We start from the raw sequence: 25,128 nt of genomic DNA, 5'->3' as shown, positions 1-25,128 counted from the left end.
TATCCCCGCAGCTGCGGGGTTTATCCAGAGGACACTGGAAATGACACAGGCAATTGCATCGCCCATCGTTCACGACCTGATCGGCGTTGGTTTCGGCCCTTCGAACCTGGCCCTGGCCATCGCCCTGCAAGAGCGCGGGCCGAGCCAGGGTGAGCTGGATGTGCTGTTTCTCGACAAGCAGGCGGACTACCGCTGGCACGGCAACACCCTGGTCACCCAGAGCGAACTGCAGATTTCTTTTCTCAAGGACCTGGTGACCCTGCGCAACCCGACCAGTCCGTATTCCTTCGTCAACTACCTCAAGCATCACGGTCGTCTGGTGGACTTCATCAACCTCGGCACCTTCTATCCGTGCCGCATGGAGTACAACGACTACCTGCGCTGGGTCGCCGGGCAATTTACCGGGCAGAGCCGCTACGGCGAGGAAGTGCTGACCATCGAGCCGGTGCTGCACAACCAGCAGGTCGAGGCGCTGCGGGTGATCTCGCGTGATACTCAGGGTTTGCAGCATGTGCGCACCACCCGTTCGGTGGTGGTCAGCGCCGGCGGTACACCGCGCATTCCCGAAGCGTTCAAGGCACTGAAGGATGACGGTCGGGTGTTCCACCATTCCCAGTACCTGGAGCGCATGGCCAGGCAACCGTGCGTGAACAACCAACCGATGAACATCGCGATCATCGGCGGCGGACAGAGCGCGGCGGAGGCCTTCATCGACCTCAACGACAGCTTCCCGTCGGTGCAGGTGGACATGATCCTGCGCGGCTCGGCCCTGAAACCTGCCGATGACAGCCCCTTCGTCAACGAAGTGTTCTCGCCGGAGTTCACCGACCTGGTGTTCCAGCAGGCCAGCAGTGAACGCGAGCGTCTGGTCAACGAGTACCACAACACCAACTATTCGGTGGTGGACATCGACCTGATCGAACGCATCTACGGGATCTTCTACCGGCAGAAAGTCTCGGGCATCGCGCGCCATGCGTTCTGCACCCTGACCACTATCGAAAAAGCCACCGCCACCGAACGCGGTATCGAGCTGGTGATGCGCAACAACGCCACCGGCGAAGTCACGGTTCACCGCTACGACGCCGTGGTGCTGGCCACCGGTTACGAGCGGCAGATGCACCGCAAACTGTTGGCGCCGCTGGAGCAATACCTCGGCGATTTTGAGGTCGATCGCAACTACAGGCTGATCACCGACGAGCGTTGCAAGGCCGGCATCTATATGCAGGGCTTCTGCCAGGCCAGCCACGGCTTGAGCGACACCTTGCTGTCGATCCTGCCGATCCGCGCCGATGAAATTGCCGGCTCGTTATATGAGCATGGCAAATCCCGTGGGCATGGCCGGTCGGTGAGGGACTTGTTGTTGGCCACTGCCAGCTGAGATTTGTTGCGGTTGTGTTGATCGTTCCCACGCAGAGCGTGGGAACGATCCTCGCTTGAAAGCTGAACCCTTCCTGAAGAACCCCGCGATTCCCCCCGCAACACCCCTGCGCAGCGTTTACTCTCTAGATATCGCGGCGTAAGCTTCGCGCGTTTTCATCAATTAGCGGAGACCCACAGTGGGTACTTGTTCGAGTGACAGTTGTCGGCCGGTCTCGGTAACCGGCATTTTCCCGGCAAGATAACGCGCAGCCTTTTTGTGCCGTTGTCTCGCCGTAAAGCGAGCAGCGGCATCCCGATCGTGGCCGGTTTTGGCCCGACTCCCGACGTCCTCTCATCGACGCTGAACAGCGTGTGATGTTCGACCCCGTGTCGTCATCGCAGCGCCTCGACACGCCTGCTCGACGGTTTCCCGGCTGACCCTGGGGGGCACTGCCATGAACCTGACCTGGCTGAAAGAATTCTTCGCCGGATTCCTGCGTAACCGCCACATCGCCCGGCACTTCCGTCGACTGGCGCTGCTGGAAAGCTTCACCGACACCACGGTCAGCCGTGAAGTCCCGCCGACGCTCGCGCAAACCCTGGTCGCCGCTGCCAACAGCGGCACCGATCAATTGCTGGAAAACCTCGGCAGCCACACCGACGGCCTGAGTGAAGCCGAAGCCGATACCCGGCGCGAGCAACATGGCCTCAATGAAGTCGAGCACGAGCAACCGCTGCCGTGGTGGACGCACCTGTGGCACTGCTACAAAAACCCGTTCAACCTGCTGCTGACCTTGCTGGCGGTGATCTCCTGGCTGACCGAAGACATGAAAGCCGCCATCGTGATTTTCTCGATGGTGGTGCTCTCGACCTTGCTGCGTTTCTGGCAGGAAACCAAATCCAACCAGGCCGCCGACGCGCTCAAGGCGATGGTCAGCAACACCGCCACGGTGATGCGTCGGGAGGTGGCGAACAACGGTGCGCAACGCCTCGAATTGCCGATCAAGCAACTGGTGCCGGGCGACCTGATCGTGCTCTCGGCCGGTGACATGATTCCTGCCGATTGCCGAGTGCTCAACGCCAAGGACCTGTTCGTCAGCCAGGCCGCGATGACCGGTGAATCGATGCCGGTGGAAAAATTCCCACGTCAGCAGGACAACCACACCCACAACCCGCTGGACCTCGACAACATCCTGTTCATGGGCACCAACGTGGTGTCCGGCACGGCCATGGCGCTGATTCTCACCACTGGCAACAACACCTATTTCGGCGCGCTGGCGCAGCGGGTCGGTGCCACCGATCGTGCGCCGACTTCGTTCCAGACCGGGGTCAACAAGGTCAGCTGGTTGCTGATCCGCTTCATGTTCGTCATGGCGCCACTGGTGTTGTTCATCAACGGTTTCACCAAGGGTGACTGGAGCGAAGCGTTGCTGTTCGCGCTGTCGATCGCTGTGGGCCTGACCCCGGAAATGCTGCCGATGATTGTCACCTCGACGCTGGCAAAAGGCGCGGTGTTCCTGTCGCGCAAAAAAGTCATCGTCAAACGCCTCGATGCGATCCAGAACTTCGGCGCCATGGACGTGCTCTGCACCGACAAGACCGGCACGCTGACCCAGGACAAAATCTTCCTCGCGCGCAACGTCGATGTCTGGGGTAACGATTCCGATGACGTGCTGGAAATGGCCTACCTCAACAGCTACTACCAGACTGGCCTGAAAAACCTGCTGGACGTGGCGGTGCTGGAGCACGTGGAGATCCACCGTGAACTGAAAGTCGGCACGGCGTTTCGCAAGGTCGACGAGATTCCGTTCGACTTCACCCGTCGGCGCATGTCGGTGGTGGTGGCCGAGCGTGATCAGCCGCATCTGCTGATCTGCAAAGGCGCGGTGGAAGAAGTGCTGGCGGTGTGCACCCGGGTGCGCCACGGCGATGCCGACGAGGCGCTGAGCGATGAATTGCTGGCACGGATTCGCCAGGTCACCGCCACCTTCAATGCCGAAGGCCTGCGGGTGGTGGCGGTGGCGGCGCGGCCAATGATCGAGGGCCGCGACACTTACAGCCTGGCCGATGAACAGGCGCTGACGCTGATCGGTTATGTGGCTTTCCTCGATCCACCGAAGGAAAGCACCGCGCCGGCACTCAAGGCCCTGGCCGCACACGGTGTGGCGGTGAAAGTGCTGACCGGCGACAACGAACTGGTGACCGCGAAAATCTGCCGTGAAGTCGGGCTGGAGCAGCAAGGCCTGCTGATGGGCAACGACATCGAACGCATGAGCGACGCCGAGCTGGCGGTGGCGGTGGAGACCACCAACGTCTTCGCCAAACTCACGCCGTCGCACAAGGAACGCATCGTCCGCCTGCTCAAGGGAAACGGTCACGTGGTCGGCTTCATGGGCGACGGCATCAACGATGCGCCAGCCCTGCGCACTGCCGACATCGGTATTTCGGTGGACAGCGCGGTGGACATCGCCAAGGAAGCGGCGGACATCATCCTTCTGGAAAAGAGCCTGATGGTGCTGGAGGAGGGCGTGCTGGAAGGGCGCAGGACCTTCGCCAACATGCTCAAGTACATCAAAATGACCGCCAGCTCGAACTTCGGCAACGTGTTTTCGGTGCTGGTGGCCAGTGCGTTCATTCCTTTCCTGCCCATGCTGCCGATGCACCTGCTGGTGCAGAACCTGCTCTACGACATTTCGCAGATCGCCATCCCGTTCGATAACGTCGATGAAGACATGCTGAAACAGCCCCAACGCTGGCAGCCAGCGGACGTCGGACGTTTCATGCTGTTCTTCGGCCCGATCAGCTCGATCTTCGACATCAGCACCTTTGCGTTGATGTGGTACGTGTTCGATGCCAACACCCCGGACCACCAGACCCTGTTCCAGTCCGGCTGGTTCGTGGTCGGGCTGCTGACCCAGACGCTGATCGTGCACATGATCCGCACGCCGAAGGTCCCGTTCCTGCAAAGCCGCGCCGCCATGCCGCTGCTGGTGATGACGGGCATCATCATGGCCGTGGGGATTTTCCTGCCGATGGGGCCGCTGGCGCATTACTTCAAACTGCAGGCGCTGCCGTCGCTGTATTTTGTGTTCCTGCCGGTGATTCTGCTGGCGTACATGGCACTGACCCAGGCGGTGAAAGGCTTCTACATTCGGCGGTTTGGCTGGCAGTAATGCTGTCAGCTCCTCGGGCCTGATTTTTAAGAGAGGCACTCAACTTTAGGAAAAGTCCTACAGAAAGTACGACAGGTCTTCCGTAGCCTGCTTCCCCACGAATCTGCACCCCCAAGGGACCTGTTTTGCTAAATAAAGCCTTACGCATCCTGATCGCCGACGAACAGCATTTTCACCGGCTGAAAACCGAGCGGCTGTTCAACCAGCTCGGTTATTACCGAGTGGCGCCGGTGCAAAGTCTTGCCGACATGCTGAATCTGGTCGAGTACGGATGCGAGCCGTTCGACCTGGTGGTCATCAATGCCTCACTGGCGGCAGGGGCATTGGATCTGTCCGGGTTCTTCCGCGATAACCATCAGGTTCGCCACGCCTTGATCTATGACGACCACGCGGCGCTGCCGGATTTGGCAGCCATCCGACGGCTGATGGCGCGCATCGATCTGTCTGTATATGAAGCTGCGCCGCTTCTGGATCACGAGCGGAGTCGACGACGAATTGGTTGAGTTCAGGGTTACCGTTCGTCGGTACTATCATTTCTGATAGGTACATTTCTCCTGCTTTCCGTGCAACAGTCATTGCGCAGCCGCTGCGTCTATCCCGGCGGTTACCGGCGGGTAATCGTTGAGTTTTTGCAAAGGAATTGCCATGAAGAAAGCGCTGATTGTGGACGATCATCCGGTGGTACGTGCCGCAGTCACACTTGTACTGGAGCGGGAAGGCTTCAAACTCATTTTTGAGGCGTCCAGTGTTGGCGAGGCCTTATCGATACTTCGTGAGCATGCAGTCGATCTGGTGATACTGGATCTGGTTATGCCCGGTGGCGATGGGCTGGAGCTGCTGGACCGGATCAGGGCCAATGGTTGGCTATGTCTGGTACTGGTTTTCACTTCCCTGGATCCGCTTTTTTTTCAAGAGCGTTGCATGCGCGCCCGGGCCATGGCTTATGTCGCCAAGACCCGCTCCTTGCAACAATTGCAAAAAGCCGTGCACGCCGTCATGGCCGGTTACACCTTTTTCGCGCGGTTGCCTGCGGGATCGCAGGACCCCCGGCAACGCAGCGAAAAAGAGATGATCGATAAACTTTCCAACCGCGAACTGACAATCCTGCGGTATTTGGCCCAGGGTATGAGTAACAAGGCCATCGCCGAGCTTACGCACCTGAGTCACAAAACCGTCAGCACCTACAAGACCCGCTTGATCGAAAAACTGGGCGTGAACGCTGCGGTACACCTGCGCGATTTCGCCAAGCGCAATCATCTGATCTGAATGAACCCGACCGTGCGCATCTTCCTGTGGGTGTTGATCCTATGTCTTGCATCGCAGGCCCTGGTCGCGGTAGCCGACGAGCCTAAGTCATTGCGCCTGCTGGGGCGCTCCACGGTGGATGGCTATGCCGTCCAGCTGGGCATGGATGACCGCAATTGGCTGGTCAGCAAACGGGTGTTGCGCGTCGGAGTAACGGGGCCGGACTACCCGCCCTTCGAATTGACGCGCAATCACGATGAGCTGGAGGGCATTACCGCCGATTACGTCGAGCTGCTTGCGCAACTGCTGCACGTCAACGTCGAGGTGCTGCGCTACGGCACACGCGAGTCGGCGATGGAGGCACTCAAACGCAAAGACCTGGATCTGCTGGGAACCTCCAACAGCTTCGAGGCCGCCGATCCCGAACTGAATCGAACCAGCGCCTATGCCGAAGATCAGCCGATGCTGGTCACCAGACTGGACGAGCGCATGCCCGAGGATCTGGCGGGTAAACGCATTGCCATGGTCGCCGACTATCTGCCGGAGCAGACCGTCAAAGCCTTCTATCCCAAGGCTGATCTGCAACGTTACCCATCGGCGCTCGATGCACTCGGAGCCGTGGCATACAGGCAGGCTGATGTGTATCTCGGGGACCTTATCAGTGCCAATTACCTGATCAACAACAACTACCACAATAACGTTCAGTTGATGGGGCCATCCGGCCTTGACGCCAACCCGTTCGGTTTCGCATTGGCGCGGGACAATACGCGCCTGAAAAACATCGTCGACCAGGCACTGGCGGCGATCCCGATGGAGCAACGCTCTGCCATCGAGCAACGATGGAGTGCCGGCCGCGCCAATCGACTGGGTCTGCAGCGGGTGAGTCTGAGCGCCAGCGAACAGCACTGGCGGGATCAGCATCCGACGGTGAGCGTCGGAGTGGTCGGGGACTTTGCGCCTTTGACTTTCTATGACGCCGAAAGGCGATTCAGCGGGTTGACCGCGCAATTGTTGACGCTGATCAGCCAGCGTAGCGGTTTGAACTTTGACGTGCAGCGGGGCCAATCCCTGGACGAGCAGATCCAGCGACTCAAGGCTGGCGAGATCGACATATTGCCGGCGCTCATCCCCACGACTGAAGGTGTGGCCGGACTGCGTTTTACCAGCCCTTACGTCACCAATCCATACACGCTGGTCAGTGCAGTCACCCCCGGCAGCCCGAGAACGCTGGACGATCTGGCCGGCAAACGCCTGGCGATTTATCACAGTCATCCCATGCGCGCATTCATTCTTGCCAGGGCACCGCAGGTGCGGATGCTGGATGTGCAAAGCCCGGCCCAAGGCCTGGAAATGGTCATGAAGGGGGAAGCCGATGCCGCGCTCAGTTCATTGTTCATGACCCGCTACCTGATTGCCCGGTATTACAGCGGGCGTCTGCGCATCAGCAGTACCGTGGGCGATGAACCGGCACGCATCGCTCTGGCGACCGGAAGTGATGCGCTGGAGCTGCACTCGATACTGAACAAGGCATTGCTGAGCATCTCGCCCCAGGAGATGGACGATCTGGTGGCCCGCTGGAGCAATGACGTGGTGGTGGATGACAGCTATTGGTTGCGTCATCGCCAAGGCATTGTTCAAGCGTTTGCCGTGGCGGGAGCCTTGCTGTTGCTCGCCTTGGGCTGGATCGCCTGGCAGCGTCGGCAGATCCGCCAGCGCCAGCAATGGTTGCGGCAATTGCAGGACGCCAAGGCTGAGGCGGAGGATGCCAATGGCGCCAAAACCACTTTTCTGGCGACCATGAGTCACGAGCTACGCACACCGTTGTACGCCCTGATCGGCATGCTCGAACTGGCCTTGAAGCGTGCGGACGAGGGCGTCACCGACCGTAGCGCCATTGAGGTGGCGTCCAGTGCCGCACAACAATTGCTGGCGCTGATCGGTGACATCCTGGATATCGCGCGTATCGAGTCAGGGCATTTATCCCTGACCCCTGAGCGCGCCAATCTGCGGGGGCTGGTGGAATCGGTGTGTCGGGTTTTTGAAGGCCTTGCACGGCAGAAAGAACTGGCGTGGCGAATCGATCTGGACGAACACAGTGACTGTGATGTGTTGATCGATCCCACCCGCTTCAAACAGGTGCTGTCCAATCTGCTGAGCAACGCCATCAAGTTCACCCATGAGGGTGAAGTGAGCCTGACGCTGCGAGTGGCGGCCGTCATGTCAGGACATCTGGCGGTCAGCGTGCAGATTGAAGACACCGGCATAGGCATCAGCACCGTCGACCGACAACGGTTGTTCAGCCCGTTCATCCAGGCCGATAACGGCCGACAGTCAGCCCGAAGCGGCTCTGGCCTGGGGTTGGTGATCAGCCGCACGCTGTGCGAAATGATGGGCGGGCGGTTGCAACTCGACAGCGTCCTTGGACAAGGCACGCAGGTCGACATCAATCTTGAGCTGATCGCATTGCCGTCGTTGCCTTCCATTGAGGCCGTGGAGAGCGGATTGCAGGCGCCAACGCGGCCACTGACGATTCTGGTGGTTGACGATCACCCGCCTAATCGACTGTTGCTTTCACGGCAACTGAGCCACCTTGGGCATCATGTTCTGGAGGCCGAAGAGGGCGCACGGGCGCTTAAGCTGTGGCGCAAACATGAGTTCGATCTGGTGGTTACCGACTGCAATATGCCCAGGCTCAGCGGTTATGAACTGGCGGGTGCAATCCGCGATGAAGAGTGTGCCAAGGGATTGCCACCTACATTGATTCTGGGCTGTACCGCCAATGCGCAGCCCGAGGAGAAGGCCCGATGCCTGGAGGCGGGCATGGACGACTGCCTGTTCAAACCGATCCTGCTGGCGGATCTGAACACTTGGTTGGCCTCCAGGTTTTTGAACCAGGCACCAGAACCTGACGCAGAACCCTCAACGCCGGAGATGGACCTCAGTGGCCTGGAGCAATACGTCGGTGCGGACCGCACGTTGATTGATCGTCTGGTGCGCGAACTGACGGTGACCAACCGGGTGGATCGGGATGATCTGCTCCAGGCGCACGCCAATGGCAATCACTGTGTGCTGCGCGACCTGGCGCACCGCATCAAGGGCGGTGCGCGCATGGTCAGGGCGGTGCGTTTGATCGAGCATTGCGAGCAACTGGAGCGGGTCATCGATGTGGGGGATTCGGCGCTGCTCGACGATGCCGTCGATCAATTGCAGCGCGCGATGTCATCGCTGGATGAACGCTTGAGCCAAGATTTGAGTCAGGGCTGAAACTCAATCCCACTGCGGCGCAATGCCGTTGGGGCTGGTCAGCCGCTGGCCGCGATCCAGGCCTGCGATCAGCGCCATGTCGGCGTCGCTCAGGGTCAGGGTGCAGGCGTGCAGATTGCTTTGCAGGTTGGTGCGTTTGGTGGAAGAGGGGATCACCGCGTACCCCAGTTGCATGGCCCAGGCCAGGGTGACTTGGGCCGGTGTCGCCTGCAGGCGATCGGCGATCTGCTGGATGAGCGGATCTTTCAGCACTTCGCCATAGGCCAGGGTCATGTAAGAGGTGATCTGAATGCCCTGGCTTTGCGCAAATTCGACGACCTTGCGGTTTTGCAGGTACGGGTGCAGCTCGATCTGGTTGGTGGCGATGTTCTCGGCGCCGACCGCAGCGATGGCTTGCTTCATCAGGTCGACCGTGAAGTTGGACACGCCGATCCGACGGGTCAGGCCCAGTCGTTTGGCTTCGAGCAGCGCCCCCATGAACTCTTCGACCGGCACCTGATCTTCCGGCGATGGCCAGTGGATCAGGGTCAGGTCCAGATAGTCGGTTTGCAGCTTATCCAGGCTCTCTTTGAGGCTGTCGATCAACCGGTCTTTGGCAAAGTTGGCGACCCAGATTTTGCTGGTGATGAACAACTCTTCGCGGGCAATGCCGCTGGCAGCGATGGCCTGGCCGACCTCGGCTTCGTTTTCGTAGATTTGCGCGGTGTCGATGACCCGGTAACCCAGCTCAAGACCGGTGCTTACCGAATCGATGACCACTTGGCCTTGCAGGCGAAACGTACCAAGGCCGAATGCGGGAATAGACATCAATGACTCCAGGGGGTGCAGTGGGAATGGGCGGGAGTATCCCCGGCTGCACCCTTGAGAAAAACCGCTGGTTTGGCAAAGCACTGTTTACCGCAAGTCATGAATGGGCTGTTGGAAGATCAAAAAATCTTCCTCCATCGTTCTCCAGATAGAACGATGAGGCTGTTTTTTGCAGTCTAGTGCGCCAAAGGTCATGGTTTTAAGCTTTATCCATCGCGTCACACAACAGATTCAGAGGCAAAGATGAAAAACATCATCGGTATCTACACCAGTCCACGACCTCATTGGGTCGGCGACGGTTTTCCGGTTCGCACGCTGTTTTCCTACGACAACCTGGGCAAACACATCAGCCCGTTCCTGCTGCTGGATCACGCAGGTCCCGCCGAATTCACTCCGACCATCGAGCGTCGTGGCGTGGGTCAGCATCCGCACCGCGGGTTCGAGACCGTGACGATCGTCTACGAGGGCGAACTGGAGCACCGTGACTCCACCGGCAGCGGCGGCAAGATCGGCCCCGGCGATGTGCAATGGATGACCGCGGCCTCGGGGATCATTCATGAGGAGTTTCACTCCGAAGGTTTCGCCAAAACCGGCGGCACCCTGGAAATGGTGCAGTTGTGGGTCAACTTGCCGGCCAGGGACAAGATGGCCGAGCCCGGTTACCAGACGATTCTCGACGGCGACATTGCGCGTATCCCGCTGAAAAACAATGCTGGCAGCCTGCGCTTGATTGCCGGTGAGTTCGACGGTCACAAAGGCCCGGCGCGGACCTTCACGCCGATCGACGTGTGGGATGTGCGCTTGAACGCCGGCAAGTTACTGACCCTGGACCTGCATGAAGGACGCAACACCGCACTGGTGGTGCTGCGCGGTACGGTTCAGGTCAATGGTCAGGAACTGGTGCGTGACGGGCAGTTGGCATTGTTCGAACGCAACGGTGATCAGCTCAGCCTCGAAGCCGACAACGATGCAGTCGTGCTGTTGCTCAGCGGCGAGCCGATCGACGAGCCCATCGTCGGCCACGGCCCGTTTGTAATGAACACCGAGCAGGAAATCCATCAGGCCTTCAGCGACTTCCAGTCGGGCCGGTTCGGCCGGATGAGCGGTTGAATACGACGCAGTAGTGGGTTGCTCTGCAACCTGGTATCTCCCACATTGGTTTTGTGGTGTTTTGCAGATCGCAGGCTTCGCCAGCTCCTACAATCTGTGAGATCTTCACGCCATTGGCCATTGTTGGAGTTGCTTGATGCTGTCACTGCTCACCAATCACCCGTTGCTTAGCGCGCTGATCCTGATCCTGATCGATCTGGTGTTGTGGCGTTTGATCACGGCCAGTAGCAGCAACTGGCAACTGGCCGCGCGGGTGGTGATTTTCGCGTTGTTCAGCGTGCTGCTGTTCAACGAAGGCTTGAACCCCATGGCGCCGGCGCCCTGGGCCGACAATGTGCCGTTGCACCTGGCGGCAACCGGTTTGCAGATTGGCTGGTGGCTATACGCAGCGCGCACCCTGACAGTATTGCTCGGCGCGGTGATGATGCAACGGGTCGGGCACACCGGGCGCTTGTTGCAGGACTTGCTCGGCGCGGTGATTTTCCTGATCGCGGTCATTGCTGCCCTGGCGTACGTGCTCGAATTACCGGTCAAGGGCGTGCTGGCGACATCCGGCGCGTTGGCGATCGTCGTCGGCCTGGCCTTGCAAAGTACCCTCAGCGACGTGTTTTCCGGGATCGTCCTGAACACCACCAAACCCTATCAACTGGGTGACTGGATCTCCATCGATGGCACCGAAGGTCGGGTTACCGACATCGATTGGCGCGCCACACGCCTGCAAACCTCCCAAGGCAGCATGGCGGTGATCCCCAACTCCCTGGCGGCCAAGGCCAAGATCATCAATTTCAGCCGGCCCAGCGATATTTTCGGCGTCTCGATCAGTTTGCAAGTGAGCCCCCACGCGCGTCCGCAAACGGTGATCGATGCCCTGGAGCGGGCCATGCAGGGATGCCGCTTTCTGTTGGACAAGCCGGCACCGTGCGTGGCGTTGAAAAGCTCCGGCAGTACCGGCGTGGAATATGAAATCAGCGGCTTCGTGGTCTCCATGGATCAGAAACGCATGGTGCGCAATCTGCTGTTCGACCTGGCGTTCCGGCACTTGCAGGCGTCCGGCGTCATCCTGTTGTCGAACGTCGAGCCCAACGCTCCTGCGGCCTTGTCACGGCAGCGGGCGTTGCTGGACAGCTCGAACATCTTCTCGACCCTGCGTCAGGAAGAGAAAGAAACCTTCAGCCAGAACATGAAACTGCAAACCTTCCGCGCCGGAGAAATGATCCTGCCGGCGGGGGAGGTCAGCGATCATTTGTTCATCATTGAATCCGGCGTCGTGTCGGTGGAGCTGAGCCGCGGCGGGGTCAAGTTCGAAAGCGGGCGCATGGGGCCGGGAGAGGTGATCGGCGAGGGCGGGATTTTGTCCGATATGGCGATGCCGGCGGACTTTAAAGCCAAGACGACCTGCAGCTTGTACCGGATCGAAAGGGAATACCTCCAACCATGCCTGGATGCGCGGCATGACATCGGTGAAGCGATGAAGACGTTGCTGGATTTCCGCTTGAACAAGGCTCAGACGCTGATTCAGGAAACACCCAAGGTGGTGGAGAAAAAAGGGTTTTTGCAGTGGTTGCGCAATCGTAGTCACTCATAGGTTGGTTGCCTGTTCCGGCGCCTTCGCGAGCAGGCGTCGGCACCATCACTGAAAATCTTCTGGTCTATTGGCATCCTCAACTTCCCAATAATTGGCTATTTGTTCAACCTCGGGGCCGCATTAACGTAGCGCCAACACCCATTGTGATTGGAGCTCGCCATGCAAACCCGTATCGATTTCTACACCGCCTCCCCAGACGCCTTCAAAGCCATGATGGCCCTGGAAACCGCTGTCTCGAAACTGCCCCTGGAAAAGTCGCTGATCGAACTGGTCAAGCTGCGCGCCTCGCAGATCAACGGCTGCGCCTTCTGCATCGATATGCACACTGCCGATGCCTTGAAGGACGGGGAAACGCCACGCCGGCTGTTCGCCGTGACCGCCTGGCGCGAGGCACCGTTTTTCACCAATCGCGAGCGCGCCGCACTGGCCTGGACCGAGTCCATGACCCAAGTGAGCCTGACCCACGCGCCGGACGAAGACTATGCGCTGCTCAGCGCCGAGTTCAGCCCCAAGGAAATGGTCGACCTGACTGTGGCGATTTCCACCATCAACAGCTGGAACCGCCTGGCCGTGGGTTTCCGCAAGATGCCTCAGGCCTGATTTTTTTGAAGTGCCGCCAGGCTCAATGAGCATCGGCACTCGGCGCGGCCGGTGGTTGTACCTTGCGCATCAGGGGCACCATCGCCGTGGCGAGAATGAAGCAGACCATGATCATCAGGAACGCGTCGCCGTAGGTTTGCGTCTGCGCTTCGCGGTAGGTCAGCAGCCACAGTTGATGCAGGCTGGCGGTGACGCCGATGTCACCGCTCTGGCCGAGGGCGGCGAAGTTATGGCCGACCTGGGACAGCCACTGATTCATCGCTTCGTTAGTGCTGTTGAGGTTCTCCGCCAACCGGGTGAAGTGCAGGTTGGTGCGGTCATTGAGGATGGTCGCGCACGCGGCGATGCCCATCGCGCCGCCAAGGTTACGCATCAGGTTAAATAACCCCGAAGCATGTTTGAGCCGCGCTGGTGCCAACCCGCCAAGGGTCAGGGTCACCGCCGGCGGTACCGCCAGTTGTTGCGCGATCCCGCGCAAGGCTTGCGGCAGTATCAATTCCCTGGCGCCCCAATCGTGGGTGATCGGGCTGAAGTCCCACATCGACAGGGCGAACAGCCCGAGGCCGGTCATCATGATCCAGCGCAGGTCGATGCGATTGGCCAGAAAGGCGTACAGCGGAATCGCCATAATCTGGAACACCCCGGTGGAAAACACCGCCAGGCCAATGTCCAGCGCGCTGTAACCGCGCACCCGGCCGAGAAACAGCGGCGTCAGGTAAATCGTCGCGAACAGGCCGATCCCCGTAACGAACGAAAAGAAACAACCGAGGGCGAAGTTGCGGTCCTTCAAGGCGCGCAGATCGACGATCGGGTTGGCCACGTACAAGGTTCGACCGATGAAGGCCAATCCGGCCAGGCCGCTGATCCACGCGGTGGTCAGAATCGTGCTGTCGCTGAACCAGTTCCAGCGCGGGCCTTCTTCGAGGGTGTATTCCAGGCAACCGAGAAATACCGCCATGAACAGCATGCTCAGGTAGTCGGCGCCCTTGAGCAGCGACAATTCCGGCTGGTCGATTTTCACCAGCATCGGCACTGCCACCGCGACGAAAATCCCCGGCACCAGGTTGATGTAGAACAGCCAATGCCAGGACGAAATGTCAGTGATCCAGCCACCGATGACCGGCCCCAGCGTCGGTGCCAGCGAGGCCACGGCGCCGATGGTTGCGGCGGCGATCACCCGTTGTTTGCCGGTGAAGAAAAAGAAGGCGGTGGTGAACACCAGCGGAATCATCGAGCCACCGAGAAACCCTTGCAGGGCGCGGAAGGCGATCATGCTCTGGATGTTCCAGGCCACGCCGCAGAGCAGGCTGGCCAGGGTGAAGCCAATCGCCGAGGCGCAGAACAGCCAACGGGTCGAGAACACCCGGGACAACCAGCCCGACAGCGGAATCACGATGATTTCGGCGATCAGGTAACTGGTCTGCACCCAGGCAGTTTCGTCGGTGCCCGCCGAGAGCCCGCCGCCGATGTCACGCAGTGACGCCGAGACGATCTGGATATCCAGCAGCGCAATGAACATGCCGATGCACATCGTGGCAAAGGCGAACACCTTGGTCGCCGTCGCCATGTTGGCGGCGTTGAACGGTTGCGCGGGGGCGGCGAGGGTGCGGCTCATGGCGCGCTGGCCACGGTTGGGGTTTGAGCTTCAGGCTCGGCGCGGGTGTCCACTTCGGCCGTCACCGACAGGCCTGGACGCAGATGACCGAGTACGCCATCCGCCGGGTCGAGCAGGATCCGCACCGGCACCCGCTGGACGATTTTGGTGAAGTTACCGGTGGCGTTTTCCGGTGGCAGCACGCTGAACTGCGACCCGCTGGCCGGCGCCAGGCTGTCCAGATGCCCGTGGAACTCACGCCCCTTGAGCACGTCGGCATGCACGATCACACGTTGGCCCGGCGTCATCCGCGCTAGCTGATCCTCCTTGAAATTGGCATCGACCCACAATCCGCTGGCCGGCACCAACGACAACAATTGCGAGCCGGCCTGGGCGTAAGCGCCGACCCGCGCCCGACGATTGCCGATCACGCCGTCGACGGGGGCTTTTAACTCGGTGTAGCCGACGTTCAACTGCGCCAGATCACGCTCGGCCCGCGCCTGTACCAATGCGGCACGGGCTTGTTGTTTCTGGGTTTCGATCACGTTCAACTGGCGTTGCGCGGCCAGCAGTTCGGCCTGGGCCCGGGCACTTTGCGCCTGGGCCGTCTTGAAGGTGGCGTCGGCCCGTTGCGCGCTTTCCACCGAGACGGCATTGCTGCCCACCAGGCGTTTGTAGCGGGCATTGTCGTCCCGCGAGCGCGCGGTTTCGGCGCCCGCAGCATCGATACCGGCGCGGGCCTGGCCGATCACCGCGTGTTGCAGTTGTTCGGTGGCGTCGAGGTTGGCGAGCAACGCTTCTTCAGCGGCCACCGCGCCTTCAGCCTTGGCCAGGTTGGCGCGATAGTCACGGGCGTCGATCCGGATCAGCACATCGCCGGCCTTGACCTTCTGGTTGTCGGTCACCAGCACTTCTTCGATATAGCCGGCGACTTTCGGGCCGATCACCGTGACGTCGCCACCAATGTAGGCATCGTCGGTTTCTTCGATGAAGCGCCCGGCAGTCCACCAATGGTTCGCGTACAGCCCGATAAACACCAGGGCTGCGATGGCTGTGGTCAGCAGCACCAGCCGTTTCAGCAGGGGAGGCTTGGGTGGGTTCACTGCGACAGCAAGGTCGGGTTCAAGGCTGGGCATGCTGGTCATGGAGAATACCTGTGGGAAACGAGGCGTTATTATGGATGTAATATGACGCAGGTAATATTTCGTGACAATGGGTTTTTGCTACCAGTCGTCTGGTGCTCCCAAGTGGAATCCATTGCTTCCGGTTAATAGGAAGCATTACTATTCTCACCTCATCCCTACAGCACGCTGCAATGACCCCCAAGCTGCCCCGCAGACCTGGCTTTTTCGAGCATTACGAAGAGTTGATCGGCACCTGGACCCGTCGCCTGAGAAATCGTCAACAGGCCGAGGACCTGGCCCATGACACTTTCGTGCGGGTGCTCGAGTCCGATTCGGCGGCGGTGCAGCAACCTCGGGCGTATTTGCACCAGACTGCGCGCAACATTGCGGTGGACGGTTATCGGCGTGAGGATCGGCGGGGCGCCATGGAGTCGGAGGCGATCGATCACAGTGTGTCGTCGTCCGGCGACCCGGAGCATTTCATGCACGCGATCCAGTTGGCGGATTCCATCGAGCGGGCGCTCGCCGAGTTGCCGCTCAACTGCCGCAAGGTGTTCGTCTGGCAGAAGATCGAAGGCCTGACCCAGGCCGAAATCGCCGAGCGCCTGGGGCTGTCCAGGAATATGGTGGAAAAGTATATGATCCGCACCCTGCGGCATCTGCGTGATCGTCTGGACGGGTCACAGCCATGATGTTGCGTCGTCCCGAACAGATCGCCGACTTCTCATCCCCAGCCAGGCAGGACTTTCCATGATGGATATTCGTGATTGTGCGTGCGGGCAAACAACGGTTCGCGACGACGCGGCGCGGTGGTTTGTGCGTTTGCAGGAACCTGCTGTCAGCGCCGAAGAGCAGCGCCGCTTCGAGATCTGGCTGGACGAACACCCTCAGCATCGCAACGAATATCAGATACTGCAGAACTTGTGGGTGGCGGTCGATCTGGTGTCGGCCAAGCGTTTGCACGCCTTGTGTGAGACGCCGCCGGCCCGCAGCAAACATCGCCCGCTGGTGCGTTACGCGGTGGCCGCCAGCGTGTTGGCGGTGGCGCTCGGCCTGGGGCTGTTCAGCGGCTTGAACCCTCCGGCGACCTACACGGCTGAATATTCCACAGCCCTTGGCGAGCGTCGTCATGTGGCGTTGCCGGACGGTTCGGTGATTGATCTGAACAGCCGCAGCCGGGTGCAGGTGCGCTATGAAAAGGACCGTCGCGGCATCGAGTTGATGCAAGGCGAGGCGATGTTCAGCGTCGAGCACGACAGCAGTCGACCGTTCGTGGTCGAGGCGGGCAGCGGCAAGGTCACGGTCACCGGCACCCGGTTCGATGTACGCCGCGACAGCGCCGAAACAAGGGTCGCGGTGGAGCAGGGCACGGTCAGGGTTCAAGGGGGCGGCGATGATTTCGTCAGCCTCACCGCCGGCTTCGGCACTCGCATCAATGCCCAGGGCAAGGTGGCCGCCGCCTATGCGGTCAACCCTGCGGAACTGACTGCATGGCGCAGCGGCAAACTGGTGTTCAACAACGCCAGCCTCGGCGAAGTGGCCGAAGAAGTGTCGCGTTATCGGGAGAAACCACTGACAGTCGGCAGCGCCAGCGTGGGCAACCTGCGCCTGACCAGCGTGTTCAAATCCGACAACACCGATGCGCTGCTCAAGGCCTTGCCGAGCATTCTGCCGGTGACCATCCGCACCCTCGATGACGGCAACCAGGAAATAATTGCCCGATAGATTCAGGTTTTTTTCGAGTTCTTCGTCTTCTTGTCCAACTGCAACTGGTTTGCATTAACAGACGCACACTCTTGCGATCCACAGGACAACGTTCGACGTGAAGAAAACCACCGCTAAAAATAACAAATCATCCTGGCTGCCCCTCGCGCTTGCCCTGGCGGTCAGCTCGGCGCTGCCTCAGGCGTTTGCTGCCGATGCCATTCATATTCAGGCTCAGCCACTGGGCCAGGCCTTGAGTCAGCTGGGCCAGCAAACCTCGTTGCAGGTTTTTTTCAGCCCGGAACTGGTGGCCGGCAAACAGGCTCCGGCAGTGGACGGTAACCTCTCGCCGGAACAGGCCTTGCGCCAATTGCTGCAAGGCAGCGGTCTGCAATACCAGATCGATGAAGGTTCGGTCACGCTGATGCCGGCCCCGACTTCCGCCTCAAATGGCCCGCTGGAACTGGGTGTGACCGACATCAAGGTGGTCGGCGACTGGCTCGGTGACGCCGATGCCGCCGTGGTGCAAAACCATCCGGGCGCGCGCACGGTGATCCGCCGTGAAGCGATGGTCGAGCAGGGCGCCATGAACGTCGGCGACGTATTGAAGCGCGTGCCCGGTGTGCAAGTGCAGGACGCCAATGGCACCGGCGGCAGCGACATTTCCCTGAACGTCGGTGTGCGCGGCCTGACCTCGCGCCTGTCGCCACGCTCCACCGTGCTGATCGACGGCGTGCCGGCCGCCTTCGCACCTTATGGCCAACCGCAACTGTCCATGGCGCCGATTTCCTCCGGCAACCTCGACAGCATCGACGTGGTGCGCGGTGCCGGTTCGGTGCGTTATGGGCCGCAGAACGTCGGTGGCGTGATCAACTTCGTCACCCGCGCGATCCCGGAGAAAGCCACCGGTGAAATCGGCACCACCCTGGAAACCACCCAGCGCGGTGGCTGGAAACACATCGACACCGCGTTTCTCGGTGGCACCGCCGATAACGGCATGGGCATGGCGCTGTTGTATTCCGGGGTGAACGGCAACGGTTATCGCAAAAGCAACAACGGCAATGACATCGACGACGTGATCCTCAAGACTCACTGGGCGCCCACCGATCAGGACGATTTCAGCCTCAATTTCCATTACTACGACGCCAGTGCCGACATGCCCGGCGGCCTGACGCAGAAGCAGTACGACGCCGATCCGTTCCAGTCCGACCGCGACCATGACAACTTCAGCGGCCGCCGCAAGGACGTGTCGTTCAAGTGGGCGCGGCAGATCGACGACCATACTCAGGCCGAAGTGCTGACCTACTATTCCGACAGCTTCCGTGGCAGCACCATCGCCGCGCGCGACCAGAAAACCCTCAGCTCTTATCCACGCACTTACTACACCTTCGGCATCGAACCGCGGGTGTCCCATGTGTTCGACCTGGGCCCGACCACGCAGGAAGCCAGCGTCGGTTATCGCTACCTCAAAGAAGGCATGCACGAAGAGTCGAGCCGTCTGGCACTGGTGAACAATCAGCCGGTGGTCAGCAAAACTTCCGATGGCCATGTGTTTCAGGACCGCACCGGCGGCACCGAAGCCCACGCCGTTTACCTTGATGACAAGATCGACGTCGGCAACTGGACCGTGACCCCCGGCATCCGTTTTGAAAGCATCAGCACCGAATGGCACGACAGACCGGTGCTCGACACCGCCGGCAAACCTGTGCAGGAAAAACGCCGCAGCATCGACAGCAACGAGCCGCTGCCGGCCCTGAGCGTGATGTATCACCTGTCCGAGGCCTGGAAGCTGTTCGCCAACTACGAAACCTCGTTCGGCAGCCTGCAATATTTCCAGCTCGGCCAGGGTGGTTCGGGTGACAACACCGCCAATGGCTTGAGCCCGGAAAAGGCCAAGACCTACGAGATCGGTACACGCTACAACGATGACATGTGGGGCGGGGAAGTGACGCTGTTCTACATCGACTTCGATGACGAACTGCAATACATCAGCAACGACGTAGGCTGGACCAACCTCGGCGCCACCAAGCACCAGGGCCTTGAAGCGTCGGTGCATTACGACCTGTCGGCGCTCAACCCGATGCTCGACGGCCTGACCGCCAATGCCGGTTTTACCTACACCCGCGCCACCTACGAAGGCGAGATCCCGGGCTTCAAGGGCCGTGATCTGCCGTTCTACTCGCGTCAGGTGGCCACCGCCGGGCTGCGTTACGATATCAACCGCTGGACCTACAACCTCGATGCCTTTGCCCAGTCCAGGCAGCGTTCACCGGGGACCGGAGTGAATGCCGATGGCAGCTTCAGCGGCAACTACATCACCGAAGGTTCCGCAGACGGTCAGTACGGCAATATTCCGGGTTACGTGACCTGGAACGTGCGCGGCGGTTATGATTTCGGTTCGCAACTGTCGAACCTGAAAGTCGGCGTCGGGGTGAAAAATATCTTCGACAAGCAGTATTTCACCCGTTCCAGCGACAACAACTCGGGGATGTACGTCGGCGCGCCACGCACGTTCTTTGTGCAGGCCAGCGTCGGGTTCTGATCGACCGAGTTAACTTCATCGCGGGCTTGCCCGCGATGCTTTTAAACCTTCAATACCCTGCCGCCAATCGCCACCGCCACCAGCAACATCGCCATCAACCCAAAGGCAAAACTCAAACTGCTGCCATGGGCGATAAAGCCGATCACCGCCGGCCCGGCGAGAATCCCCGCATAGCCCAATGTGGTAATGGCCGGCACGGCAATGCTTTCGGGCATGACGGTCTGTTTGCCGACTGCGGTATAGAGCACCGGCACAATGTTCGAGCAGCCAGCCCCCAGCAACGCATAACCCACCAGCGCCGCTTCCCACGCCGGTGCGAACGTCGCCAGCGCCAGGCCCGTCGCGGCCGTCAGCCCACCGAACACAATCACTCGCGTATAACCAAGGCGCCGGACAATCCTGTCGCCGGTCAAGCGCCCGAGCGTCATGGTCAGCGCAAATGCCGCATAACCCAGCCCGGCATACGCGGTGTCGATCCCGCGTTCCTGCGCCAGGAACACCGCGCTCCAGTCGAGTGCCGCGCCTTCGGCCAGGAACACGATGAAGCACATCCCGCCAATAAACAGCACGATGCCATGGGGCACGGCAAATGCCGGGCCGGAGCTTTCACTGCCGTAAGGCAACAGGTGCGGCGCGGCTTTAAGCAATGCCAGCACCAGCACCACGATCACCACGCACATCGCCCCCAGCGGCGAAAAACCCAGACCGAGCAGGCCGCTGACACCCGCTGCGCCGACGATGCCGCCGAGGCTGAACAGCCCATGAAACCCCGACATCATGGTCTTGCCGCTGGCCCGCTCGACGATCACCGCTTGCAGGTTCACCGTCGAATCCACCGTGCCCAGGCCGGCGCCGAACATGAACAACGCCGCGATCAACGCCGGAATCGAAGACACCGTCGCCAACAGCGGCAGCGCCGCGCAGATCAACAAGGTGCCGCCGCTCAACACCCGGCGGCAGCCGAAACGCGTCGCCAGAATCCCGGCCATGGGCATCGCCAGAATCGATCCCACGCCCAGGCACAACAGCAACAGCCCGAGGGTGCCTTCATCCAGCCCGGCCCGCGCCTTGGCATAAGGCACCAGCGGCGCCCAGGCCGCGATGCCGAAACCGGCGATGAAGAAGGCGATGCGCGTGGACATCTGCTCCAGACGTCCGGGGATGAAGGCGGCTTGGGTGTTGAGGTTGGTCATATCGATCCTTGGCAAAAAACGTCGCGTCCCCAAAGGACAGTGAACAACCGCAAAGGGTTCGATCACCACGTTCAGGCGGGGGCAGCAGTCACGCAGAGTGACATCCTTGCACAGCCAGCCGTTGTTTCGCGATATTGTCGACGCATCAATTGTTCATAGGGGGGCGCCATGACGCGGATGTACGATGCTCGAGGCAATATCTACGCGGTGGTGGCGCCTGACGCCCTGCGCGGTAGCGGTATCGACCTGCCTGAACAGGCCAGTCACGCCGCGCAAACCCGTGAGACCTGGGCCGTGTCAGCCATCGAGGCATTCTGCGGCTGGGCTCCCGGGACACAACCGCCCGGCAGCAAGGCGCATCGTTGCGATGGCTTGCTGGTGGGGCCGTTTCAATCTTCGCCGCCGTTTGACCTGCTGATCGTCAACACCGACGGCAGCCTGGCCGAGCGCAGTGGCAATGGCCTGACGATTTTTTCCCAAGCCCTGAGTGAACAAGGGCTGATGTCGAGGGAGGAGGCTTGCCTGTTGAGGGTTCATCACGACAAGCGCGATGCGCTCTCGCCAGTGGCGACTTCGGTGAAACCCGCCGAAATCGATGGCGTGCAAGGGTTCTGGCTGGACTTGGGGCGGCCTTCGTTCGGGCCTGAAGCGGTGGGTGCGCAAGGGGTCGAAACCGTGCTGTTGAACGGGCGCGATGTCAGCCATGTGCGGCCAATATCGACGCTAGACCCTGCCTGGAACCGCAGCCAGTTCGTGCGCATCGGTAATCCCCATTGTGTGACGTTAGTGACAGGCGCCGATGCGTTGCCGAGCAACGCGCAAATGCGTGAGCCAGAGTTGTCTGGAGGGTTGACCCGCATCGCTTACGCCACGCCGACGGGAGCAGGGCAGCCATGTGCGGCCGGGGTGAACCTGCAATGGGCGATGCTTGAGTCCGAAGGGCGAATCGTTGCGCGGGTGTTCGAGCGTGGCGAAGGGCCGACCGCGTCGTCGGGCACCAGCGCCAGTGCGGTGGCGTGCGCGGCGTGGCGAGTGGGTTGGGTGGCGGCGGGGGAAGTGAAAGTGGTCATGCCCGGCGGCACGGCGCCGATTCTGCTGGAAGAACGGGAGGGCGAATTGAGTCGGGTCAGGTTGTTTGGGACGGCGCGGTTGATGGGGTGATTCTGAGACCGTCATCGCGGGCCTGCTCGCGATGACGCCCGAACGGTCAGCGAAGATTCAGAGCCGATCCGCCCACTCAACCACCGGCATCTGTCGCTTCATCAACACCTTGCCCCCACGAATCGAATACAGCGGCAGACCCTGGCTGCGGATCACTTCGTAATCGCTGTCCGCCGACAGAATCAGCAAATTCGCCGGCCGGCCCCGTTCCAACCCATAGCGATCGCCCAGGTTCATCGCCTTGGCACTGTTGTCCGTGACCAGGTCCAGCGCACTCTGCAAATTGCGATAACCGAGCATGTGGCAGATGTGCAAACCGGCCTCGAGCACCCGCAGGATGTTGCCATTGCCCAGCGGATACCACGGGTCGACGATCGAGTCCTGACCGAAACACACGTTCATCCCCGCTTCGAGCAACTCATTCACGCGAGTCACGCCACGGCGTTTCGGGAAGTTGTCGAAGCGGCCTTGCAGGTGAATGCTTTCGGTGGGGCAAGAAACAAAACTGATCCCCGAGTGCCCGAGCAAGCGAAACAGTTTCGCGCAGTAAGCGTTGTCGTAGGAGCCCATCGCCGTGGTGTGGCTGGCGGTGACGCGCGAACCCATGTCGCGGCTGCGGGCCTCTTCGGCCAGCACTTCAAGGAAGCGCGAGTGCGGGTCGTCGGTTTCGTCGCAATGCACGTCCACCAGACAGCCCGTGCGTTCGGCCAGGTCCATCAGGAACTTCACCGAGCTCACGCCCTGGTCCCGGGTGTATTCGAAATGCGGAATGCCCCCGACCACATCGGCGCCCAGGCGGATCGCTTCTTCCATCAGCTTGCGCCCGTTGCGGTACGACTCGATGCCTTCCTGGGGGAACGCGACGATTTGCAGGTCGATCAGATGGCGGCTTTCCTCGCGGACTTCGAGCATCGCCTTGAGCGCGATCAGTTCCGGGTCGGTGACATCGACGTGGGTGCGCACGTGCTGGATGCCGTGGGCGGCGAGGGTCTGGATGGTTTTTTTAGCGCGGGTCTTGGTGTCTTCCTGAGTGATGGTGGCCTTGCGCTCGCCCCAGCATTCGATGCCTTCGAACAGCGTGCCGCTCATGTTCCAGCGCGGTTCGCCGGCGGTGAGTGTGGCATCGAGGTGAATGTGCGGCTCAACGAAGGGCGGTATCACCAGATTGCCGCCGGCATCCAGATCGTCAGGTCCCAGGGACGGGGCTTCGGTTTGTCGGGCAATGCTGTGAATCAGGCCGTTTTCCAGGTGCAACTCATGCAGGCCTTCTTGGTTGCGCAGGCGGGCGTTGATGATGTGCATCAGGCGAGTCCTTTTAGAGATCTTGTAGTGGTGCGTTGGCGGTTCGAACGCCGAGTACGCCGGTCAATAGCACATACGTTAGCGCGGCAGCGGCAATCCCTACCAGCGGCGCGACCCACGGCGAACTGAATGCCGCGACCGTGCCGACCGCATAGGCGCTCAAGCCGCACCAGTTGAACGCCGGCAGCCGTGCATCGGTCAGGCGTGGATATTGACCACGATGGCGAAAGAAGAAGTCTGCCATGATCACCCCGCCAATCGGCGGAATCACCGTACCCAGCAGAATCAGGTAAGGCACCAGCATGTCGTACATGCCCAGCAGCGCCAGCAGCGTGCCAATCACCGCGCCGGCCAGGGTCACGGTTTTACGGCGGCCGGTGCGCAACAGATTGCAACCGGCGACGGCGAAGTTGTAGATGGTGTTGTCCTGAGTGCTCCAGATGTTGAGCAGCAACATCGCCATCGCGGCCATGGCGAAACCTTGCAGCAACAGCACTTCGACCACGTCCGGTTGCTGATAGACGATCGCGCCGTAGGCACCGATCAACACCATCAGGCCGTTGCCGATGAAAAAGCCGATCAGGCTCGCCAGCACCGCGACTCGCGCCGAACGGGAGAAACGTGTCCAGTTGGTCGCCTGGGTCGCGCCACTGACGAAGGTGCCGAACACCAGGGTAATCGCGGTCGACCAGTCCAGTGTTGCCGTCGGCACCACGGCGAGCAAACCCTCGAGCCCGCCGACCTTCACCGTCGCGACCCACATCGACAGCATCAGCAGCAACATCATGGCGGGTACGGCGATGTACGACAGAATCTCCAGCCCTCGATAGCCGATGTACGCCGTGGCGCAAAAGCCCAGGCCGAACAGGACCATCAGCCCCAGAACGGTGCTTTCATTCAGTTCGAAATATTTGCCGAGTACGACGGCTGCGGTCGCGGTGCCCCAGGCGTACCAGCCGATCTGGGTGAAGCCGAGGATCAGGTCGCTGAGCTTGCTGCCCACTTCACCGAAGCAGAAACGGCCCATCAACACCGAATTGAGGCCGCTTTTGAAGGCGATGTAGCCAAGCCCGGCGGCGTAGATTCCCAACAGCAGATTGCCGGCGATGATCACCGCCAGCATCTCGCTGAAACTGAATGCCACCCCCAGCTTGCCGCCGGCAAACATGGTCGCGGTGAAGAAGGTAAAACCCAGCAGCACCATGGCCGTGGAGGCGAGCCCCTTGCGGGCATGCATCGGGACTTCGCTTAAAGGGTAATCGTTGCCCGGATCGTTCTGCGTCATGTGGCATTCCTTGCTGGATGGAGGACGCGAGGGTGTTGCAGTGCTCGTGCCAATGGCGCGAGGGTGTTGTTCTTTATAGC

18 protein-coding genes are annotated in these 25,128 nt (G+C 60.7%); 12 read left to right on the top strand and 6 right to left on the bottom strand.

Translation table 11 applies throughout. From position 1 onward, the window contains the following. Positions 1 to 40: 40 nt before the first annotated feature. The 5 genes from PSH69_RS19465 (at position 41) to PSH69_RS19445 (ending at position 9,041) form a co-directional block, all read left to right on the top strand. On the top strand, positions 41 to 1,378 hold the full coding sequence (locus tag PSH69_RS19465; protein WP_305409490.1) for a lysine N(6)-hydroxylase/L-ornithine N(5)-oxygenase family protein: 1,338 nt from the start codon (positions 41 to 43) through the stop codon (positions 1,376 to 1,378). 436 nt (positions 1,379 to 1,814) lie between these two features. Beyond that, a complete protein-coding gene (mgtA, locus tag PSH69_RS19460) occupies positions 1,815 to 4,532 on the top strand; it encodes a magnesium-translocating P-type ATPase (protein WP_305409489.1) in 2,718 nt (905 codons plus the stop codon). A 125-nt stretch (positions 4,533 to 4,657) separates the two neighbouring features. Then, positions 4,658 to 5,035, top strand: a complete 378-nt coding sequence (locus PSH69_RS19455; RefSeq protein WP_305409488.1) for a response regulator — start codon at positions 4,658 to 4,660, stop codon at positions 5,033 to 5,035. Positions 5,036 to 5,177: 142 nt separating this feature from the next. After that, positions 5,178 to 5,798, top strand: coding sequence for a response regulator transcription factor (locus PSH69_RS19450; RefSeq protein ID WP_064619022.1), 621 nt, complete (start codon positions 5,178 to 5,180; stop codon positions 5,796 to 5,798). Beyond that, positions 5,799 to 9,041, top strand: coding sequence for a transporter substrate-binding domain-containing protein (locus tag PSH69_RS19445; RefSeq protein ID WP_305409487.1), 3,243 nt, complete (start codon positions 5,799 to 5,801; stop codon positions 9,039 to 9,041). Positions 9,042 to 9,044: 3 nt separating this feature from the next. On the opposite strand, the gene dkgB is transcribed toward PSH69_RS19445, so the two are convergent. Further along, the gene (gene dkgB / locus PSH69_RS19440) at positions 9,045 to 9,848 is read right to left on the bottom strand and encodes a 2,5-didehydrogluconate reductase DkgB (protein WP_305409486.1); all 804 of its coding nucleotides are present in this window, start codon (positions 9,846 to 9,848) and stop codon (positions 9,045 to 9,047) included. A gap of 243 nt (positions 9,849 to 10,091) precedes the next feature. Here dkgB and PSH69_RS19435 point away from each other — a divergent pair, with 243 nt between their 5' ends. The 3 genes from PSH69_RS19435 (at position 10,092) to PSH69_RS19425 (ending at position 13,143) form a co-directional block, all read left to right on the top strand. Continuing rightward, entirely contained in the window at positions 10,092 to 10,958 is an 867-nt protein-coding gene (locus tag PSH69_RS19435) for a pirin family protein (RefSeq protein WP_305409485.1), read from the top strand. Between the two features lie 136 nt (positions 10,959 to 11,094). Beyond that, on the top strand, positions 11,095 to 12,543 hold the full coding sequence (locus PSH69_RS19430) for a mechanosensitive ion channel domain-containing protein (RefSeq protein WP_305409484.1): 1,449 nt from the start codon (positions 11,095 to 11,097) through the stop codon (positions 12,541 to 12,543). Between the two features lie 159 nt (positions 12,544 to 12,702). Next, positions 12,703 to 13,143 (top strand): carboxymuconolactone decarboxylase family protein, encoded by a 441-nt coding sequence (locus tag PSH69_RS19425; RefSeq protein ID WP_305409483.1) that lies wholly within the window; start codon positions 12,703 to 12,705, stop codon positions 13,141 to 13,143. 22 nt (positions 13,144 to 13,165) lie between these two features. On the opposite strand, the gene PSH69_RS19420 is transcribed toward PSH69_RS19425, so the two are convergent. Together PSH69_RS19420 and PSH69_RS19415 are read right to left on the bottom strand one after the other, a co-directional pair. Next, positions 13,166 to 14,758: a DHA2 family efflux MFS transporter permease subunit gene (locus PSH69_RS19420; RefSeq protein WP_305409482.1), complete on the bottom strand. Its 1,593-nt coding sequence runs from the start codon at positions 14,756 to 14,758 to the stop codon at positions 13,166 to 13,168. Further along, positions 14,755 to 15,882, bottom strand: coding sequence for an HlyD family secretion protein (locus PSH69_RS19415; RefSeq protein ID WP_305409481.1), 1,128 nt, complete (start codon positions 15,880 to 15,882; stop codon positions 14,755 to 14,757). Before PSH69_RS19415 ends, PSH69_RS19420 begins: the two co-directional genes overlap by 4 nt. 170 nt (positions 15,883 to 16,052) lie before the next feature. Between PSH69_RS19415 and PSH69_RS19410 the strand changes: the two genes are divergently transcribed. The 3 genes from PSH69_RS19410 (at position 16,053) to PSH69_RS19400 (ending at position 20,107) form a co-directional block, all read left to right on the top strand. After that, positions 16,053 to 16,553, top strand: a complete 501-nt coding sequence (locus PSH69_RS19410; protein WP_305409480.1) for a sigma-70 family RNA polymerase sigma factor — start codon at positions 16,053 to 16,055, stop codon at positions 16,551 to 16,553. 58 nt (positions 16,554 to 16,611) lie between these two features. After that, positions 16,612 to 17,586, top strand: a complete 975-nt coding sequence (locus PSH69_RS19405) for a FecR family protein (protein WP_305409479.1) — start codon at positions 16,612 to 16,614, stop codon at positions 17,584 to 17,586. A 97-nt stretch (positions 17,587 to 17,683) separates the two neighbouring features. Further along, the gene (locus tag PSH69_RS19400) at positions 17,684 to 20,107 is read left to right on the top strand and encodes a TonB-dependent receptor (protein ID WP_305409478.1); all 2,424 of its coding nucleotides are present in this window, start codon (positions 17,684 to 17,686) and stop codon (positions 20,105 to 20,107) included. Positions 20,108 to 20,148: 41 nt separating this feature from the next. Here PSH69_RS19400 and PSH69_RS19395 read toward each other — a convergent pair whose 3' ends face one another. After that, a complete protein-coding gene (locus PSH69_RS19395) occupies positions 20,149 to 21,300 on the bottom strand; it encodes an MFS transporter (protein ID WP_028941192.1) in 1,152 nt (383 codons plus the stop codon). Positions 21,301 to 21,468: 168 nt separating this feature from the next. Here PSH69_RS19395 and PSH69_RS19390 point away from each other — a divergent pair, with 168 nt between their 5' ends. Then, positions 21,469 to 22,461 carry a diaminopimelate epimerase gene (locus PSH69_RS19390; protein ID WP_305409477.1) on the top strand — a complete coding sequence of 331 codons (993 nt, stop codon included), beginning with the start codon at positions 21,469 to 21,471 and terminating at the stop codon, positions 22,459 to 22,461. A 57-nt stretch (positions 22,462 to 22,518) separates the two neighbouring features. Here the strand turns inward: PSH69_RS19390 and codA are convergent, their stop codons facing one another. After that, positions 22,519 to 23,763 carry a cytosine deaminase gene (gene codA, locus PSH69_RS19385; RefSeq protein WP_305409476.1) on the bottom strand — a complete coding sequence of 415 codons (1,245 nt, stop codon included), beginning with the start codon at positions 23,761 to 23,763 and terminating at the stop codon, positions 22,519 to 22,521. Positions 23,764 to 23,776: 13 nt separating this feature from the next. Next, complete coding sequence (gene codB, locus PSH69_RS19380) at positions 23,777 to 25,048, bottom strand: cytosine permease (protein ID WP_305409474.1); 1,272 nt, start codon at positions 25,046 to 25,048, stop codon at positions 23,777 to 23,779. Positions 25,049 to 25,128: the final 80 nt, after the last annotated feature.

This window comes from Pseudomonas sp. FP1740 (assembly GCF_030687165.1).
Taxonomy (GTDB): domain Bacteria; phylum Pseudomonadota; class Gammaproteobacteria; order Pseudomonadales; family Pseudomonadaceae; genus Aquipseudomonas.
This window is presented reverse-complemented; position numbering and strand designations above follow the sequence as displayed.

Bases quoted from the DNA above. Each gene is read 5' to 3' on its own strand.
- codB (WP_305409474.1), bottom strand. From the start codon at position 25,048: ATGACGCAGAACGATCCGGGCAACGATTACCCTTTAAGCGAAGTCCCG.
- codA (WP_305409476.1), bottom strand. From the start codon at position 23,763: ATGCACATCATCAACGCCCGCCTGCGCAACCAAGAAGGCCTGCATGAG.
- PSH69_RS19415 (WP_305409481.1), bottom strand. From the start codon at position 15,882: ATGACCAGCATGCCCAGCCTTGAACCCGACCTTGCTGTCGCAGTGAAC.
- PSH69_RS19445 (WP_305409487.1), top strand. From the start codon at position 5,799: ATGAACCCGACCGTGCGCATCTTCCTGTGGGTGTTGATCCTATGTCTT.
- PSH69_RS19390 (WP_305409477.1), top strand. From the start codon at position 21,469: ATGACGCGGATGTACGATGCTCGAGGCAATATCTACGCGGTGGTGGCG.
- mgtA (WP_305409489.1), top strand. From the start codon at position 1,815: ATGAACCTGACCTGGCTGAAAGAATTCTTCGCCGGATTCCTGCGTAAC.
- PSH69_RS19450 (WP_064619022.1), top strand. From the start codon at position 5,178: ATGAAGAAAGCGCTGATTGTGGACGATCATCCGGTGGTACGTGCCGCA.
- PSH69_RS19435 (WP_305409485.1), top strand. From the start codon at position 10,092: ATGAAAAACATCATCGGTATCTACACCAGTCCACGACCTCATTGGGTC.
- PSH69_RS19425 (WP_305409483.1), top strand. From the start codon at position 12,703: ATGCAAACCCGTATCGATTTCTACACCGCCTCCCCAGACGCCTTCAAA.
- PSH69_RS19420 (WP_305409482.1), bottom strand. From the start codon at position 14,758: ATGAGCCGCACCCTCGCCGCCCCCGCGCAACCGTTCAACGCCGCCAAC.
- PSH69_RS19465 (WP_305409490.1), top strand. From the start codon at position 41: ATGACACAGGCAATTGCATCGCCCATCGTTCACGACCTGATCGGCGTT.
- PSH69_RS19430 (WP_305409484.1), top strand. From the start codon at position 11,095: ATGCTGTCACTGCTCACCAATCACCCGTTGCTTAGCGCGCTGATCCTG.
- PSH69_RS19410 (WP_305409480.1), top strand. From the start codon at position 16,053: ATGACCCCCAAGCTGCCCCGCAGACCTGGCTTTTTCGAGCATTACGAA.
- dkgB (WP_305409486.1), bottom strand. From the start codon at position 9,848: ATGTCTATTCCCGCATTCGGCCTTGGTACGTTTCGCCTGCAAGGCCAA.
- PSH69_RS19405 (WP_305409479.1), top strand. From the start codon at position 16,612: ATGATGGATATTCGTGATTGTGCGTGCGGGCAAACAACGGTTCGCGAC.
- PSH69_RS19395 (WP_028941192.1), bottom strand. From the start codon at position 21,300: ATGACCAACCTCAACACCCAAGCCGCCTTCATCCCCGGACGTCTGGAG.